The sequence below is a fragment of the Gilvimarinus sp. F26214L genome (assembly GCF_054401055.1).
Genome location: NZ_JBTIYG010000008.1, coordinates 92,434 through 108,618 on the forward strand (window position 1 = coordinate 92,434; position 16,185 = coordinate 108,618).

At 61.4% G+C, this 16,185-nt stretch carries 12 protein-coding genes; 4 read left to right on the forward strand and 8 right to left on the reverse strand.

The features are described 5' to 3' along the window. The first annotated feature begins 52 nt into the window (after positions 1 to 52). On the forward strand, positions 53 to 1,267 hold the full coding sequence (locus tag ACURWW_RS10730) for an MFS transporter (protein ID WP_445617268.1): 1,215 nt from the start codon (positions 53 to 55) through the stop codon (positions 1,265 to 1,267). A gap of 77 nt (positions 1,268 to 1,344) precedes the next feature. Here ACURWW_RS10730 and ACURWW_RS10735 read toward each other — a convergent pair whose 3' ends face one another. Then, on the reverse strand, positions 1,345 to 1,704 hold the full coding sequence (locus ACURWW_RS10735) for a YciI family protein (protein ID WP_445617267.1): 360 nt from the start codon (positions 1,702 to 1,704) through the stop codon (positions 1,345 to 1,347). 136 nt (positions 1,705 to 1,840) lie between these two features. Between ACURWW_RS10735 and astE the strand changes: the two genes are divergently transcribed. Continuing rightward, the gene (astE, locus tag ACURWW_RS10740; RefSeq protein WP_445617266.1) at positions 1,841 to 2,878 is read left to right on the forward strand and encodes a succinylglutamate desuccinylase; all 1,038 of its coding nucleotides are present in this window, start codon (positions 1,841 to 1,843) and stop codon (positions 2,876 to 2,878) included. Here the strand turns inward: astE and astB are convergent. From astB to ACURWW_RS10770, 6 genes are all read right to left on the reverse strand, one after another. Then, the gene (gene astB, locus ACURWW_RS10745) at positions 2,875 to 4,206 is read right to left on the reverse strand and encodes an N-succinylarginine dihydrolase (RefSeq protein WP_445617265.1); all 1,332 of its coding nucleotides are present in this window, start codon (positions 4,204 to 4,206) and stop codon (positions 2,875 to 2,877) included. The genes astE and astB overlap by 4 nt on opposite strands. 139 nt (positions 4,207 to 4,345) lie before the next feature. Further along, positions 4,346 to 5,821 carry a succinylglutamate-semialdehyde dehydrogenase gene (astD, locus tag ACURWW_RS10750; protein ID WP_445617264.1) on the reverse strand — a complete coding sequence of 492 codons (1,476 nt, stop codon included), beginning with the start codon at positions 5,819 to 5,821 and terminating at the stop codon, positions 4,346 to 4,348. Positions 5,822 to 5,864: 43 nt separating this feature from the next. Beyond that, positions 5,865 to 6,947 (reverse strand): arginine N-succinyltransferase, encoded by a 1,083-nt coding sequence (gene astA / locus ACURWW_RS10755; protein WP_445617263.1) that lies wholly within the window; start codon positions 6,945 to 6,947, stop codon positions 5,865 to 5,867. Continuing rightward, the gene (locus tag ACURWW_RS10760; RefSeq protein ID WP_445617262.1) at positions 6,941 to 7,978 is read right to left on the reverse strand and encodes an arginine N-succinyltransferase; all 1,038 of its coding nucleotides are present in this window, start codon (positions 7,976 to 7,978) and stop codon (positions 6,941 to 6,943) included. Before ACURWW_RS10760 ends, astA begins: the two co-directional genes overlap by 7 nt. 203 nt (positions 7,979 to 8,181) lie before the next feature. Further along, entirely contained in the window at positions 8,182 to 9,399 is a 1,218-nt protein-coding gene (locus ACURWW_RS10765) for an aspartate aminotransferase family protein (RefSeq protein ID WP_445617261.1), read from the reverse strand. Between the two features lie 324 nt (positions 9,400 to 9,723). Continuing rightward, positions 9,724 to 10,956, reverse strand: coding sequence for an RNA polymerase sigma factor (locus tag ACURWW_RS10770; protein WP_445617260.1), 1,233 nt, complete (start codon positions 10,954 to 10,956; stop codon positions 9,724 to 9,726). 236 nt (positions 10,957 to 11,192) lie between these two features. Between ACURWW_RS10770 and ACURWW_RS10775 the strand changes: the two genes are divergently transcribed. Continuing rightward, the gene (locus tag ACURWW_RS10775; protein ID WP_445617259.1) at positions 11,193 to 13,061 is read left to right on the forward strand and encodes an alkaline phosphatase PhoX; all 1,869 of its coding nucleotides are present in this window, start codon (positions 11,193 to 11,195) and stop codon (positions 13,059 to 13,061) included. Between the two features lie 69 nt (positions 13,062 to 13,130). Beyond that, positions 13,131 to 14,807: a hypothetical protein gene (locus tag ACURWW_RS10780; protein ID WP_445617258.1), complete on the forward strand. Its 1,677-nt coding sequence runs from the start codon at positions 13,131 to 13,133 to the stop codon at positions 14,805 to 14,807. Positions 14,808 to 14,839: 32 nt separating this feature from the next. Here ACURWW_RS10780 and ACURWW_RS10785 read toward each other — a convergent pair whose 3' ends face one another. Beyond that, on the reverse strand, positions 14,840 to 16,018 hold the full coding sequence (locus ACURWW_RS10785) for a PepSY-associated TM helix domain-containing protein (protein WP_445617257.1): 1,179 nt from the start codon (positions 16,016 to 16,018) through the stop codon (positions 14,840 to 14,842). Positions 16,019 to 16,185: the final 167 nt, after the last annotated feature.

Sequence of the window (16,185 nt, forward strand, 5' to 3'; positions counted from 1 at the left end):
GCAAAGCGGCCAAAAAAGCTACATTGCCGTCCCAACCTCCCGGAGAACATCCATGCAGCAAGTGGTTACACGCCGCCAGGCGGTCAACGTCGGAATCCTCACCCTGGCCCAGGGGCTTTATCTGATTACCTCGGTCACGGCCATGACCCTGAGCGCAGTGGTGGGGCGTCAGCTCGCCAGCGATCCCGCGCTGGCGACCTTGCCAGTGGCCCTGATGATGGTCGGAACCCTGATCGCCACTTTGCCGGCTTCCCTGGTAATGAAAAAAGTGGGACGCAGAGCGGGACTGATGGCGGGCACGTTGCTGGGGGGTGTCGGCGGCGGCCTGCTCTGCGGATTCGGAATCGCGGGTGGTGATTTCTTGTTGTTCTCCGCGGGCAATTTTCTGTTGGGAATCTATCAGGCGTTTGCCATGTACCATCGTTTCGCGGCAGCCGAGGTGGCGACCGACTCATTCCGAAGCCGAGCCATATCGCTGGTGATGGTGGGGGGCGTCATCTCGGCATTTCTTGGCCCCTGGAATGCACAGTTCTCCCGATCGCTCTATCCGGAGCAACCCCTGCTCGGTCCCTATGCCGTGGCGACCGGCCTCGCCGCGCTGGCTGTCCTGCTGTTGATCGGCCTGCGCGTTCCCCGCGCCGGTACTGAGCAGGCCGGTGGCACGGCCCGGCCTCTGGCACAGATCGCCGCCGCCCGGGCGGTGCCTGTGGCGATGCTGATCGCCGCTTTTGCCTACGCGCAGATGATGCTGGTCATGACCGCAACACCTCTGGCGATGAGCGAGGCAGGGCTGCAAATGGATGATATCGCACTGGTCATGCAGGCCCACGTGCTGGGTATGTTTGTACCCTCATTTTTCACCGGCAGTCTCATCAGTCGCTTCGGGCTGGTACGGATCATCCTGCTGGGAGTCGCCATCCTTGTAGCCTCCTGCGCGAGCGCCATGGCCGGAGGCTCATTGGCTCACTTCGTAATCGGCCTGCTGTTGCTTGGGGTCGGCTGGAACTTGCTTTTCATCGGCGCCAGCACGTTGCTGACCGAGTCCCACACACCGGCCGAACGGGGGCTCGTTCAGGGCCTTAACGATCTGGCGATTTTTGCCCTGGTAGCGATCGCTGCCCTGTTATCCGGAGTTTTGCTGGACCGCTTCGGCTGGGCCAGCCTGAACGGGTTGATGTTGCCATTGCCGTTGGCCGCGGGCACGGCCATCCTATTTCTGAAACGGCCGCGCCGCCTTGCTTTGAAGACTGGCTCGCCAACGGGTTAGCGGCACGGGTCCGCACTTTCGCCATGAGCATCAGCCTGGTCCACGAGCGTCAGCATGGAACTATTGGAAAATGGTTTTCAACCAACGCCGGGCAGGTTGGGCAATTCCTCCACCGGCCGAACCTCCACGGTGCCCCGCTTGGCGCCCGGGATGCGTTCGGCGATGGCAATGGCCTCGTCCAGGTTGGCCACATCCACCAGGTAATAGCCGCCCAATTGTTCTGCCGTTTCCGCAAAGGGCCCGTCGGTCACCATGGTCTTCCCGTCCCGCACCTTGACGCTGGTGGCGCTGGAGACCGGATGCAGGGGCGACGCCCCCAGGTATTTCCCGTCCCGGGCCAGGTCATGGCTCAGTTCCGTGGATTCGTCCATACAGGCACTGCGCTCCTCGGGTGTCCAGGCGCTCTCCGCACCGTAAATCAACAGCATGTATTTCATTGTTTTCTCCTTTGAAGATGCGCTGAGCGCAATGTATCACTTCCGGTAATCAGTCGTCCCGCACAGCCGGGTTTCGACCCAAGGCGTTTGCGAATCCTGCTATGCTTCTCGCAATTTTCCCGAGGATTAGCGTGCTATGAATGCGAGTACTGACTTCTTCGGTGTGCACGGAGATTGGCTGGCGCACACCCTTGCCGAGGCCGGGAAGGCCGTAAGCGAGCTACGAATGGAGCTGGATGACGGCACCCGGGTGACCCGGCACGGTTTGGGCCTGCTTTCGGTCCGCCCTGCCGCGGGGGTAAGCGCCACGGAAGCGATGATCGTCTCCGCCGGCATCCACGGCAATGAGACCGCCCCCATCGAAGTATTGAACGCGCTGGTTGCGGAATTGTTGGCCGGTCATTGGCAGGCGCGCAACCCCCTGTTGCTGATTCTCGGTAATCCGGCGGCGATGGTTGCGGGCGAGCGCTTCGTGGACGTGAACCTCAATCGCCTGTTCAATGGCGCCCACGCCGCGCCCGAATATGCGCAGTCGCCCGAAGGTCGGCGGGCTGCGGAACTGGAGACGTTGTGCAGCACCTTCGCAGCCGATTACTCGTTGCCCCTGTCCCACTACGATCTGCATACGGCGATTCGTCCCTCGGTGCGGGAGAAGTTTGCCTTGTATCCCTTCAACGAAGGTCGCCGCCCTCCAATGGAACAACGTGAGTTTCTTCTTGAGGCCGGGATCGGTACTCTGCTGCTGCAGCATCGCAAAGGCACCACCTTTTCCGCATTCACCACCTCGTCCCTGGGCGCCGAAAGTTTCACGCTGGAACTGGGCAAGGTGCAACCCTTCGGGCACAACGATCTGCAGCGATTCAGCGCGGTGGAGCATGCCTTGCGACGGCGGTTCAAGGGTGAAGCTCCTTCGCACAAAGAACGCGGGCAGCCTCTGGAGACATTCCAGGTAGTCCAGGAAATTCTGAATACCGGCCCATCGTTCCGCTTTCATGTACCGGACGACGTGCCCAACTTCACCAGCTACCCGCCCGGAACCGTAATCTGGGAAGACTCGCAGACCGTATACCGGGTGGGCGAGCGGCCCGAGTCCATCGTGTTCCCGAATCCCGCGGTGCCGGTGGGCCAGCGGGTGGGCCTGCTGATCCGACCCTGCGGGGAGGCCGGAGGCTAAAGCTGAAAGTCGTAGACCGAACCGATTCCGAGAATCCCCGTCAGTTCGTCCAGGGCAGTGCGCACTTCAGTCAGAAGCTGCGGGTCCGCCAGATCGTCCTGACTCAAACGGTCCCGATAGTGCCGCCCCACCCACTCGCACAGCTTCTGGTAGAGGGCATCGTCCAGCAGCGTCCCGCGATCCATGGCTGCCAGTTCCTCCTTACTCAGCACCACGCGCAGACGCAGGCAGGCCGGGCCGCCGCCGTTGCGCATGGACTGTTTGAGATCAAACACTTCGACCGAGCGAATGGGTCCGTCGCCGGCCAGCAGTCCGTCCAGATAACGACTTACTGATTCTATCTCCCGGCACTCGGCCGGCACGACCAGCAACATGCCTTCTGGAGTGCTCAGCAATTGACTGTTGAACAGATAGGATGCAATTACGTCCGCCAGCGGAACGTCCGCTGTGTCTACCCGGACCGGCTGAAGCTCTGCGTTTTGCAGGCGCTCACTCAGGGCTGTCAGGGTTTGCTCTTCCCGGGCAAAAGCCAGCTCGTGATAAAAGAGGACGTTGCGGTTGGCCACCGCAATCACATCGTTGTGAAAGACGCCGGCATCAATGGCAGCGGGATTCTGCTGGGCGAACACCGCGTTTCGGTCCTCCAGTTGATGCAGGCGCGCTATGGCCTGTGAGGCTTCCAGCGTCTGTCGGGCAGGATATCGTTGTGGTCCCTGGGCGCCTTCGTCGGCGCTGCGACCGTACACAAAGAGCTCCACCCCGGGCGCGCCGTAATCAGCGCAGAGCCGCGAATGATTGGCCGCGCCTTCGTCGCCAAGCTGGCCAACCGGGGGCAGGGCGGGGTGGTGGGCAAAGTGGGTTTCGCTGGCGAAAATGGCTTTCAGAATGCGTCCCGTAACCGGGTGTTCAATGGAGCGGTGGAACTTCGCATTGAGGTTGGCCGGCGTGAAATGAACGCGTCCGTCCGCAGTGTCAGCACTGGGCGAAACCGTGGCCGCGTTGGCCGTCCACATGGCCGACGCGGAGGATGCCGCCGCCAGAATCCAGGGGTGCCCCGCGGCCGCGGCCAGGATCTCCGCATCCGTGCCGCGGAATCCGAGCGCGTGCAGGGTGGGAATGTGCGGGCGTTCATGAGGTGGCAGAACGCCCTGGACAAAACCCCGGTCCGCCAGGGATTTCATTTTCGCCAGCCCCTGCAGTGCCGCCTCTCGGGGATTGGCAACCGCATGCACATTGCTGAGCGATGCCACGTTGCCCCACGACAGGCCTGCGTAGTTGTGGGTGGGGCCGACCAGGCCGTCGAAGTTTGCTTCTACCGTGTGGTTCATGGTTTTTCCGGCTTTGTAGTCTTGTCGGGCTGCGCTAACCCAATCGAGCGCGGTAGGTTGGGTTAGCCGCAGGCGTAACCCAACAGGGATGGTCTATAACGCGCTGAAGGTTGGGTAAGCGCGGCGTAGCCAATGGGCCTCAATCGAAGTCCAGCCCGGGCGCCAGGCTCTCGGGCAATGTGCTGCGCTCCGCTTCCAGCGAAGCCATGGGCCAGGCGCAATAGTCCGCCGCGTACCAGGCGCTGGGACGGTGGTTGCCGCTGGCACCCACGCCGCCGAACGGAGCGGCGCTGCTGGCGCCGGTCAGAGGACGGTTCCAGTTCACGATGCCCGCACGGATTTCTTCCGCGAAGCGTTCGTAAAGGCTGCGATCGTCCGTAAGAATGCCCGCCGACAGGCCGTAGCGCGTGTCGTTCGCCAGGGCCAGGGCCTGATCGAAGTCGTCGTAGCGTCGCACCGTGAGTAGCGGCCCAAAATACTCCTGATCGCCCACCTCGGCCCCGGTAACGTCCACGATGCCGGGCGAGAGCAATCCGGTATTCGCCCGCAGGGATTTCATTTCCAGCAGCGAGCGGCCGCCGCGCTCGAGCATGTTCTGCTGAGCGGCGAGCAGCTTCTCCGCAGCCACAGAGTTGATGACCGAACCCATGAACGGCTGTGGCTCCTCATCGAATTCGCCGACGGTGATCCGGGCGGCCACCTCCGCCAGTCGGCTCAGGAAGCGGTCGCCCCGATCCCCCCGGGGGACCAGCAGGCGCCGGGCACAGGTACAGCGTTGCCCGGCGGAAAGAAAGGCCGATTGAATCGTATGGTGGACCGCCCCATCCTGGTCGGCCACGTCCTGGACAATCAGCGGATTGTTGCCACCCATTTCCAGTGCGAGAATTTTTTCCGGCTGGCCGCCGAACTGCTGATGGAGCAGGTGGCCCACAGTGGAACTGCCGGTAAAGAACAGACCGTCAATGCCGTCATGGCCGGCCAGAGCCTTGCCGGTTTCGGAGCTGCCCTGCACCAGGTTGATCACTCCCCTGGGCAGACCGGCCTGCTCCCAGAGCCGGATCGTCAGTTCGGCCACCGCAGGCGTCATTTCACTGGGTTTGAAAACGATGGTGTTGCCGGCCAGCAGAGCCGGCACAATGTGCCCGTTGGGCAAGTGGCCGGGGAAATTGAAGGGCCCGAACACCGCAACCACTCCGTGGGGGCGGTGGCGCAGCACTGCCCGGCCACCGGCCGCTTCTTTATCGGAATGCCCTGTTCGTTCCTGGTAGGCGGTGGTGGAAATGGGGATCTTGCCAATCATTGCGCCCACTTCCGTACGGGATTCCCACAGGGGTTTGCCGGTCTCACTGCCGATCTGCCGCGCCAGCGCTTCCTTGTGTTGCTCCAGAAGTCCGCCAAAGCGCTCGACGATTTCCAGCCGTTCTTCGAAACGGAGCCTGCGCCATGCGGGGAATGCTTTGCGGGCTGCGCGTATCGCTTCGTCCACATCTTCGCTGGTTGCGCCGCGCCCCTCCCAGAGGGTGGCACCGGTAACGGGCTGGCGGGAAGCAAAGCTCTCCCCGGAGCCGGCCCGCCATTGACCATCAATGAATAACTCGGCTGTGAGCGTTGCCATAACCATTGCTCCATTCAAGAGTATGAAATCTGATTCAGTTTTGTCACAACATTTCCTGAGGGCTTACCGCCGACCCGCTCACCAGCGGCCGGCTGTCCTTCAGCGGCGCCACCCGCACGGCGTCGCCGGAGTCAAGGCGCAGCAGCGAAGCCATCTCGCGGGGCACGGTGATCTGCTCCCGTCCCACACAGGAAACAGGCAGCGTAGTCACTCGGAAGTCAGAAAATGAGCGATTGGAAATCATCACCCGCTCCTTGGCGGGCACCTCCAGGTCGATCGGCTTATCGGCCAGCTTGACCGTGCGCGTGACGCTGGAGCGGATGGTGCGGATGCTGGCGATAAAAGCCTCCACCACCGGCCCCCCGTCGAAGATGTCCACAAGGCCGTTGTAGTTAAAGCCTTCCGCTTTCAACATGGCCAGTGCCGGTGCGGTGTTTTCGTGGACCTGACCGATCACTGCCCGGGCCGACTCGCGCAGCATGGGCAGGTAGATGGGGTACTTGGGCATGAGCTCGGCGATGAACGATTTGTTGCCGAGGCCCGTGAGTACGTCCGCCTGAGTGAATTCCATATCGAAGAATTTGCTGCCGAGCGCGTCCCATAAGGGGCTGCGTCCCTCCGAATCGGATACGCCGCGCATCTCTGCGAAAACTTTCTCGGAAAAAAGGTGGCTGAAGTCGTCAAGGTACATGAAGCGGCACCGCGACAGGAGCAGGCCGTTGCCTCCACCGCGGTGGGATGCGCCGAGCAGCAGCGAACAAATCTCCGAGGTGTCCGTCATGTCGTTGGACAGGTGGAGAGTGGGGGTTTGCACATGCACGCCCAGTTCCCGGGAGGAATTGACCACGGTACTGACACGGTAGTTGTAAAACACTTCGTCCAGGCCCACTCGCGCCTCGATACCGCTGATGCCGACGCAGCGCTCCAGGGCTGTGTCCTCGAGGGCAAAGAGGTACAGGCGGTGCTCGGGCGCAGCGCGTTCGGTAAAAGCATCTTGCGCACGCGCAATTTTTCGCTCCAGCAACTCCCGGTCCGCGGGGAGCGATGTCATTCCGTTTCCGGCCGCTTTGGCCATGGAGTAGAGATCGTCCAGATCTTTAGCCTGCAGCGTGCGGATAATCAGCACAGCGGGTCTCCTCCTTCGAAGGTCTCGGCACTGCGCACAACCCCTCCGTCCTCACAGCCGAGAATCCGCCGGGTATTGTCCCCAAGATATGCGCGGTCCTCGACCTGCTGTATCGGGCCGAGCGTGCAGCGAAAGTCCGGGCCTTCGCCGCAGGCGAGCAGGCGAACGGGGCCATCCACCGAACTCGCTTCATGGGCAGCCAGAGGATGGCTGTTCTGCACACTGAACAATGCATCGGTTTGCGCTTCGAGCACCGGGCCCGCATCGAAAATGTCCACGTAGCAACCGGTTTCGAAGCCTTCCCTTCGAAGTACGTCACAGGCAGCCCGGGCGGCTGAGTGCGCCTGCCCGACGGCAGCCTGTGCCGCTTCTGTAAGCAGGGTGACGTAGATGGGGTTCGGAGGCATCAGCTCGGCAATAAAGGTCTTGCTGAGTACGGTGGAGTAGTGGTCCGCGGTTTCAAAATCCATATTAAAGAAATGGCGGCCGAGGCTGTCCCAGAACGGGACACTGCCGTCTTCATTCTGAAGACCCTGAATCTCCACTACGGAATTTTCGGCGAAGCGGGAGCGATGCCCGGCCATGAAAAGAATCCGCGCTCGCGACAGCAACTCGAAAGCGGCGCTGCCCGCAAGCTCTTTTTCGATGGCGAAGCCGCAGAGCAGGGTGCGGTCGGTGATGGCGTGCGCTGGATAGAGCATCTCCACCCGACGCGAGATGTGCAGCTCATGAGAGGCGTGAATCAAACTGTCGCGCCGGTAATTGTAAAAGGGCTGCCCGTTGCCCGCGCGCGCATCGATTGCGGATACGCCACGAACTTTTCCCAGGTCCGTGTCGTCAAGCACAAAAAGAAAACGTCCCGCCTGGCCTTGGGGTACGGTGTCTGAAAACGACCGGCCGGACAGCTCGATTCTCCGGGCGAGAGCGTCTGCGTCCCGGGGCAGGGTGGAGGAAAGCCCCCGGCCCCGGGCACGAACGATGTGAAGGATCTGATCAAGGTCATCCGGTAGAGCCGGACGTACCAACCACATAATCGATTCCTTGCTCTGCACGATGTTCAAAGTGGAGTTAACGGCTTTTTTACCGCCTGGCGAAAGGTGCTCGCCAGCAGCCTGTTCAAAAAGTCCGCCTCGGATATGCGATCAGGGTTTGCGGTCCGCAAACCCTCCAGGTCGAATCAAGCCATAGGGCGCCTGATTCGCGAGCCGAACATCCATGTTCGGCCCAACGTTTATTAGCTGGCCAGTTTCTTCACTGCTTCTTCGAAGCGATTCATGCCTTCGCTCAGATCAGCTTCGGAGATGATCAGGGAGGGAGCGAGCCGAACCACGTCGTTCCCGGCCGCCAGAATCATGACGCCGGTGTCCAGTCCCGCCTTGAGGAAGTCCCGCGCCTTGCCCAGCCACTGTTCGGTGAGCTGACATCCCAGCAGTAGTCCCGCGCCGCGCACTTCGCTGAACACGCCGTAACGCTCGCCAATGTCCATCATGCCCTTGCGCAGTATGTCGGAACGTTCCTTGACTCCGTTGAGTACATCCGCCTGGCTGATAATGTCCACCACCTGTTGCGCAACCGCACAGGCCAAGGCGTTGCCGCCGTACGTGCTGCCGTGGGTCCCCACGCCGAGGCTTTTGGCAATGTTGGCGGTGGTCAGCATGGCCCCAATCGGGAAGCCGCCGCCGATTCCCTTTGCGGTGGAGAGAATGTCCGGCACCACGTCGTACATCTGATAGGCATAAAGGTGCCCGGTGCGACCTGCGCCGGTTTGCACCTCATCGAAGACCAGCAGCGCATCATTCTCGTCGCAGAGCTTGCGCAGCCCCTGAAGAAATTCCAGGTCGGCGGGGAGGACACCGCTCTCGCCCTGAATGGGCTCGACCACTACGGCGCAGGTTTTTTCCTTAGAGATCAGCGCTCGCACGGAATCCAGGTCATTGAATCGGGCGTGGTGAATGCCGCCGGGGGCCGGCTCGAAGCCTTCCAGATACTTGGCCTGCCCGCCAACGCTGACGGTAAACAGGGTGCGGCCGTGAAAGGCATTCTGGAAGGAAATGATCTCGTGTTTTTCCGGCCCGAAGTGTTCCCAGGAATAGCGCCGCGCCAATTTGAAAGCCGCTTCGTTGGCCTCGCCGCCGGAGTTGGCGAAAAAGACGCGCTCGGCAAAGGTAAGATCGCACAGGGTTTTGGCCAGACGTAGGGCGGGCTCGTTGGTCATCACATTGGACAGATGCCAGAGCTTGTTGGCCTGCTCAGTCAGGGCGCCGACCAGTTGCGGGTGGCAATGGCCCAGGCAGCTCACTGCGATGCCGCCTGCGAAATCCACGTATTCACGGTCCTGCTGATCCCATACGCGGGACCCCTGGCCCCGCACGGGAATGATGGCGCCGGGTGCGTAATTGGGCACCATTACTTCGTCAAACAACTCGCGTCCTATGGGCTTCGTATTCTTCATGGGGCCTCTCAGCAAAGATGAAATCAAGATCCGCAGCGCGCCATCGGGAGCACTGACACATCAGAGCAAAAGCGGGGTGAGTCGTTCCGTCAATCGGAGGCTTTCGTCACTGAATCGAGCTCCTCAGGAACCGGCCTGGCCGCACCCGTGGCGGAGAGAAACTTTAACATTAATGATCCGGTCGTTGTTAGAAAGCTAATTTGCCGGTACGGCATTTGGAGAATTTGTTTGCCTGGGGTGTGGGGTAAGCCGCAAAAAAAAGCCCCGCTTGAGATGGCGGGGTTCAGCAGTCCAGCCCTTTGCCTGCGAAGGGGGTTCAGCCGCTCAGGTTCGGGAGCGAACTTGCTTCAGCCGGGCCTGCAAAAACCGCTGTTCCGGCCCCTGCTCCGCGAGTGACAGCGCTTTCTCGTAGGCGGCTCGCGCGTCGGCGCGATTGCCGATCCGGCGATAGAGGTCAGCCAGGGCCGCATACGCCAGGTGGTAGGTGTTCAGTTCACCACGCTCGAGGATGGCCTTGATGGCTTCGATACCAACTGCCGGACCGTCCAGCATGGCGAGGGCCACCGCGCGGTTGAGCTCCACCACGGGCGAGGGATCCACGCCCAGCAGCAAGTCGTAGAGGGCCAGAATCTGACGCCAGTCCGTGTCTTCCGGGGTCGAGGCCTCGGAGTGCACCGCAGCGATTGCCGCCTGCAAACTGTAGGTGCCGAAGCGACCGGAGCGCAGCGCGCTTTCCACCAGCGCCCGGCCTTCTTCCATCTGTCGTGCATCCCAGAGGCTGCGGTCCTGATCCTCGAGCAGTATCAGCTCGCCGTCGGGCGAGGTGCGTGCAGTTCTGCGGGCATCGTGGAGCAGCATCAGACCCAGTAATCCCATTACCTCCGGTTCCGGCAGCAGGTCCAGCAACAGGCGGGCGAGGCGGATGGCTTCGCCGCACAGTTCGGCCCGCAGCAACTGGTCGCCTTGGGAGGCGCTGTAACCTTCGTTGAACACCAGGTAGATCACGCTGAGTACCGCATCCAGGCGTTCCGGCAGATGCTCGGGGTCGGGCACCTCGTAGGGAATGCCGGCGGTGCGGATCTTCGCTTTGCCGCGCACCAGGCGCTGGGCCAGAGTGGGAGGCTGAAGCAGAAACGCCGCGGCAATCATCTCGGTGGTGAGGCCGCACACCTCGCGCAGCGTCAGGGCAATCTGCACATTGGGCGCGAGGGCCGGATGGCAGCAGGTAAAGATGAGCCGCAGACGGTCGTCAGGGATGTGCTCCTGTTCGTCCGGAGGGGTGAACTGGGCATCCTCCATCTGCATGGAGAGCTCGTTGTGAGCTGCTTCCGCGCGGGTTTTCTTGCGGATGCGGTCGATGCCCTTGAAGCGCGCGGCGGAGACCAGCCAGGCGCGCGGATTCGCGGGCAGCCCTTCATCAGGCCATTGCCTGATGGCTGCGGCAAATGCTTCCTGCAGGCTTTCTTCCGCCAGGTCGAAGTCCCCCAGCAGGCGGACCAGGGTGGCGAAGATCCGGCGTGACTCCTTGCGGTAGATTTCTTCGATTTGCGCGTGCACGGCTGTGGACTATTGTTGTTGGGGATCGAAAGCGTACTACATCTGGCCGGATGCAGGAATGAAGCAGACAGCAACATGCCGCTTTTCAATCGGGTGGGGAGAGGGGGAAGCAACATTCTGCCCGAAAACTTTCACTGTACTATAACGGAAGAGTCACAGTTCGTCCTTACTGTCCTGCCCTGATATCCGCAGGGTCGCGCGGAGTCAGAACAAACACATAACGGAGAGAAGAAGCCATGTTGCACGAACGAACTCTTTGCCTGGCGATTCGCCGCGCTCTGTGCCTGGGGTTGCCCCTGGTACTTCTGGCGGGCTGTAACAACGATGGGGATGATGGCGTCGCGGGTCCTCCCGGCGAGCAGGGTCCGGTGGGAAGCGACGGCCAGAACGGCACCGACGGTCAGAATGGGGGCTCGGGCGGCCGCCTCACTCGCCTTGCCACGGTTCCCCTGGGCGCGGAGGTGACCGGAGCCTTCGTCACCGACAGCGGGGATCTGTTCTTCAATGTGCAGCATCCCGATAGCGCCAACTCGCTCGCGGACGCGGACGGAAAGGTTTTTGATCACGGAACGGTCGGGGTGCTGGCGGGAGTCAATGTTCACCAATTGCCGGAGAATCTGATTTCCGTTGCTGTGCCGGAAAGCCAGCAGGAGAAGGAAACGGTGCAAGTGGCCTACGGGCAGTATCAGGTGCTTGCCCAGACCACCGACACCTTCGGCGGCGCTCTCCCGGAAGGGCTGGGCACCGTGATTGCCACCGACGGATCCACCGTAGTGACATCCATCGATGATCCAGACTTCAACGGCTTCATCGCCACCGGCGATAACGAAGGTTATCTCTTCACCAACTGGGAAGCCGTCCCTGGCGGTATGAGTCGCATCAAGCTTGAGAAGAATCCCGCCAGTGGCCGCTGGTCCGTGGACAATACCGATGTGACCATGCTGGACTTTGGCCCCTACGGCACCATTGCGAACTGCTTCGGTTCGGTATCACCCTGGGGTACGCCGCTGACGTCCGAAGAGTGGGGCAATTTCGGAGATAATACCGCCGACTGGAACAATCCCGATCCTGGAGTCGATCCCTACGGCAACCGCGACATGCTGGCTCTGTACACCTCACCCAGCGCCAACTCCGCGGGGGATGCGGCGGTGTTTCCCAATACCTATCGCTATCACTACATCGTCGAGATTACCGAGCCCACCGGAAGCCCGACCCCGGTCAAGCATTACGCCATGGGTCGTTTTGAGCATGAGAACTCCATCGTTATGCCCGATCGGAAAACGGTGTATCTGTCCCAGGACGATAGCCGGGGCGTGTTGTTCAAATTTGTAGCCGACAACCCGGGTGACCTGAGCGCCGGCACCCTCTACGCGGCCAGGCTCCAGCAGGATGCAGGCAGCAGCGAGCCACTCACCACGGGCTTCGACATCACCTGGATTGAACTGGCCCACGGGGACAACGCTTCGATCGATGGCTGGATCGCCGACTACGACGACATCAACTACAGCGACTTCGTCACGGGCCAGAGCAACTATCTGACCGATGCGGATGCTGAGGCATGGGCCGCGGGCGAGGGCAATTACCCGTCGGTTGCGGACGGTGGCGGTTCCACTACGGCCGGTCAGCCCATGGACGATCGCATCGCCTTTCTGGAATCGCGCAAGGCGGCCCGCGCCAAGGGGGCGACGGCTGAATGGCAGAAGTTCGAAGGAATTTACATCAACCAGAAGCGCGCTCAGGAAGCGGTGGAAGGCATCGACCGGGTTCCAGGCGAAGAGGTGACGAACGCCTACGTGTACTTCGCCATAGCCGACATGGACAACGCAATGATCGATAGCGACGGTGACATGCGGCTTTCCGCCCGCGTCAAGGATTGTGGCGGTGTATACCGGATGAAACTGGAGGCGCCGAACTATGATGTTTCCCGCATCGAGCCGGTTGTGATGGGTTCCACCTATCGCTCCTCCCTGACGGGGGCAGCCCGCTGCGATGTGGATCAGCTCTCACAGCCGGACAACGTCATCGTTCTGGATGACGGGCGGCTGATCATTGGGGAGGACGGCTTTCAGGTGAACAATACACTTTGGATGTACGATCCCGCCTGACCCCTCCGTCCGTGTCATCGACCGGAGGAATGGAGGCCTCCGGTTGCTTTTCAGGAGCAGCACAAATTCATGAACCGAACAGCCTTCTACCCAAGCCTGATCAGTGCATTCTTTATTGCCTTGGTTCATTCCCCCGCGCAGGCCCTGGATGGGGCAGAACCCGCACCGACGCTTCCGGCCGAAGCCTACCTGAGTCACGGCGAAGTCCATAACGCCGAAGCGCCGATCCCGCCCCAGTGCTACACGCGCACCGAAGGCAAGTACAACCCGTGCTACGTTTGCCATCAGAGTTATGCCGGAGACAAGCGACGCACCAACGGCATGCGCGACGGCTTCCAACAAGGGTCCTATGCATTCTCGGACCTGGGAGTAAAAAACCACTGGAGCAACCTGTTCCGCGATCGTCGTAAGGAAATTGCCGGAATCAGCGACGAATTCATTGTCGACTACGTTCACCAGGACAACTTCAGTCATTTCATCGACTCCCTCCGGTCCAGTGAATGGAGCGGTGTTATCCCGGCGTTGGAGGGCTTGCACCGCGGCGCCGCCGCCTTTGATCAGTACGGCCTCGCCCGGGACGGATCTCACTGGGTGGCGTTCAACTACAAGCCTCTGCCCAGTACGTTCTGGCCCACCAACGGGTCAACCGACGATGTAATGATCCGCCTTGAGGAACCCTTTCGCCAACTGGGTGGAGAATTCTCCCGAGATGTGTACTACGCAAACCTCGCGTTGCTGGAATTGGCGATCAGCGGCGAGCTGAAAACCAGTTCCATTGCGCTGAATGAACGGCATCTGCAGACCGACTTGAACGGGGACGGAAAGCTGACAGCGGGTGTAACGCAAGTGCAGCGACGCAGCCATTATGTGGGTGACGCAAGCGATACCAAGCTGAGCCACATGTTGTACCCGGAGGGCACGGAGTTCCTGCACACCGTCCGTTATGTGGGGGTGGACGATGGGGGCCGGATCTACAACGCGCCGCGGATGAAGGAGGTGCGCTACATGCGCAAGGACACCTTCATGCCCAGGGAACGTTTAATGGGCAGTTACTACCGGGAGGCGAAGGAGAAACACTTCGGCAATCTGCCGTTCTCAGTGCATCGGGGCGAGCAGGGCACCAGCAACGGCTTTGGCTGGTTACTGGTCGGCTTTATCGAAGATGAACAGGGCGAGTTGCGCCCGCAACACGAGCAGGAGCAGCAGTTCTGCATGGGCTGCCATAAAACCGTCGGCGCGACCATCGATCAGACTTTTGCCTTTCCCCGCAAGATGGCCGGCGCCGATGGCTGGGGCTATATCGACCTTAAAAAGTTGACCGATGCGCCCAATGTGGACGGCAAGACCGGCGCCCCCGAGCCCGCCGGCGAATACCTGACCTATCTGCAGCGGGTCGGTGGCGGCGACGAGTTTCGCCAGAATCGGGAGATGCTGGAGCGCTGGTTCAATGAGGACGGCACCGTGAAAGTGAACGAGGTGCGGGCCCTGCCTTCCATCTACGAACTGATTACTCCATCACGGGAGCGCGCCCTGGCGTTGAACAAGGCCTACTACCTCATCGTACGGGAGCAGAGCTTCCTGTTTGGCCGTGACGCGGTGCTTGCACCGGCCAGCAACGTTTATGGCGAGGTGGATACGGAGGTGGCGCCGCTTCCGCCAACTCACCACTATCCCTGGGACATCCGGCTGCACTGGCCGGGTCATGCCAGCGGTCGTCCGGGCGATATCAGTTCAAAAGCGGAGTAGGTAGCCCGCCGCTCCCTCAACCCGTTTTTTTGTCAACGTTCGTCCGCCGCCTCGCCGGCCGTCCTTGCGCGCGCCTGGGTGCTGCGTCGGGCGGCGGCCCTGCGGCGGTAGCGTGCCAGCCGGCGCAGCGCGAGCGCGAGGCCGGTCCAGACCATGATGACGCCGGCAAAGGAGGCGAGGCCGGCAATGGTTTGCCCCACAATGCCAAGCGCTTCCCCGGTGTGGAGAAAGCGCACCCAGGAGCGGGCCTGGCGGCCCGCTGTCTGGCTGCTGAAGGGAATCATTTCCACTAACTCGCCCGTTTCTGAGTCCAGCGTGAAGCTGTGTCGCTTCTGGGGCTGACCGCCGTTGCCCTGATCTACGCTGAACGAAACGGTGGCGGCGCCGGGAGTCGGCAGATTCAATGTCAGGCTTTGCCAGGATTCCACTTGAGTGGAAGCTTTGCGGAAGAGTTCGTCCAAGGTCAGCGGATTGGCATTCGCTGCCGGGGTCGAGGGCTGAGAAGCGGTTGGCGGTCCACCCCGCTGGGGAGGCTCTTCCCCCGCCAGCCGGTAAACCAGATTGTTGGCCCAGCTGTAATTGAAGACCGTGGCCGTGGCGACGATCACCACCAGGGGAAGGGCTGCCCAGATCCCGAACACGTGGTGCCAGTTGAAATCCCGGGCAGCGCTGTTGGGGGCCTTGCTGAACCAGAGGCGAAGCCGGAACAGGCTCCAGCGATAGATCTTGGGAAGCCAGAGATAAATACCGCTGATAATCAGAAACAGGAACAATAAATTGCTCGCACCGGTGATGGCGCGGCCCGTGTTCCGCGCCTCGCCACTGAGGTTGAACCACCGGTGCAGCCGGGTCACCGTGCCAAAGAGGTTTGCCAGGCCCTCATTGCGCGGCTCGAGGATCTCGCCTGAGTAGGGGTTGACCAGGGCACTGCTGGCGCGCCCCGCGCGCAGCGCTACCGGCGTGTCCGGATCGGCCCGGACCGTAATGCTGCCGGGCTCGAAGTCCAGCTGATCCTTGCTGGCTGCGAGCAGTGAGTCGATGGACAGCCGCGCCTGCCCGGGCCCGGCCTGAAATTCGTAGCCCTGGTCGGCTGCGGCAAGAATCTGGCGTTCATAGGTGAGCAGAACCCCGGTTACCGACATCATCAGCACCACCAGTCCTGCGATCACGCCAGCGGTCAGGTGTGCCCAGAAGATTACTTTGCGAATCATCGCCTTTTGGCTCCAGCAGTCGAAAGACGCGGATGATAATCGTTATCATTATCGCTTTCAATAGATCAGCTCGCCAGGCACCCGCCAAAGCCGGTAGTCATGCCCATCCGGAGGCCGGCAATAGCCCTGCAGTTGCAGGGGGCATAAGCACGAGGTAATCTGGCGCG

Excerpts from the sequence above, each read along its gene's own strand:
- ACURWW_RS10730 (WP_445617268.1), top strand. The coding sequence starts at position 53 with ATGCAGCAAGTGGTTACACGCCGCCAGGCGGTCAACGTCGGAATCCTC.
- ACURWW_RS10735 (WP_445617267.1), bottom strand. The coding sequence starts at position 1,704 with ATGAAATACATGCTGTTGATTTACGGTGCGGAGAGCGCCTGGACACCC.
- astE (WP_445617266.1), top strand. The coding sequence starts at position 1,841 with ATGAATGCGAGTACTGACTTCTTCGGTGTGCACGGAGATTGGCTGGCG.
- astB (WP_445617265.1), bottom strand. The coding sequence starts at position 4,206 with ATGAACCACACGGTAGAAGCAAACTTCGACGGCCTGGTCGGCCCCACC.
- astD (WP_445617264.1), bottom strand. The coding sequence starts at position 5,821 with ATGGCAACGCTCACAGCCGAGTTATTCATTGATGGTCAATGGCGGGCC.
- ACURWW_RS10760 (WP_445617262.1), bottom strand. The coding sequence starts at position 7,978 with ATGTGGTTGGTACGTCCGGCTCTACCGGATGACCTTGATCAGATCCTT.
- ACURWW_RS10765 (WP_445617261.1), bottom strand. The coding sequence starts at position 9,399 with ATGAAGAATACGAAGCCCATAGGACGCGAGTTGTTTGACGAAGTAATG.
- ACURWW_RS10775 (WP_445617259.1), top strand. The coding sequence starts at position 11,193 with ATGTTGCACGAACGAACTCTTTGCCTGGCGATTCGCCGCGCTCTGTGC.
- ACURWW_RS10780 (WP_445617258.1), top strand. The coding sequence starts at position 13,131 with ATGAACCGAACAGCCTTCTACCCAAGCCTGATCAGTGCATTCTTTATT.
- ACURWW_RS10785 (WP_445617257.1), bottom strand. The coding sequence starts at position 16,018 with ATGATTCGCAAAGTAATCTTCTGGGCACACCTGACCGCTGGCGTGATC.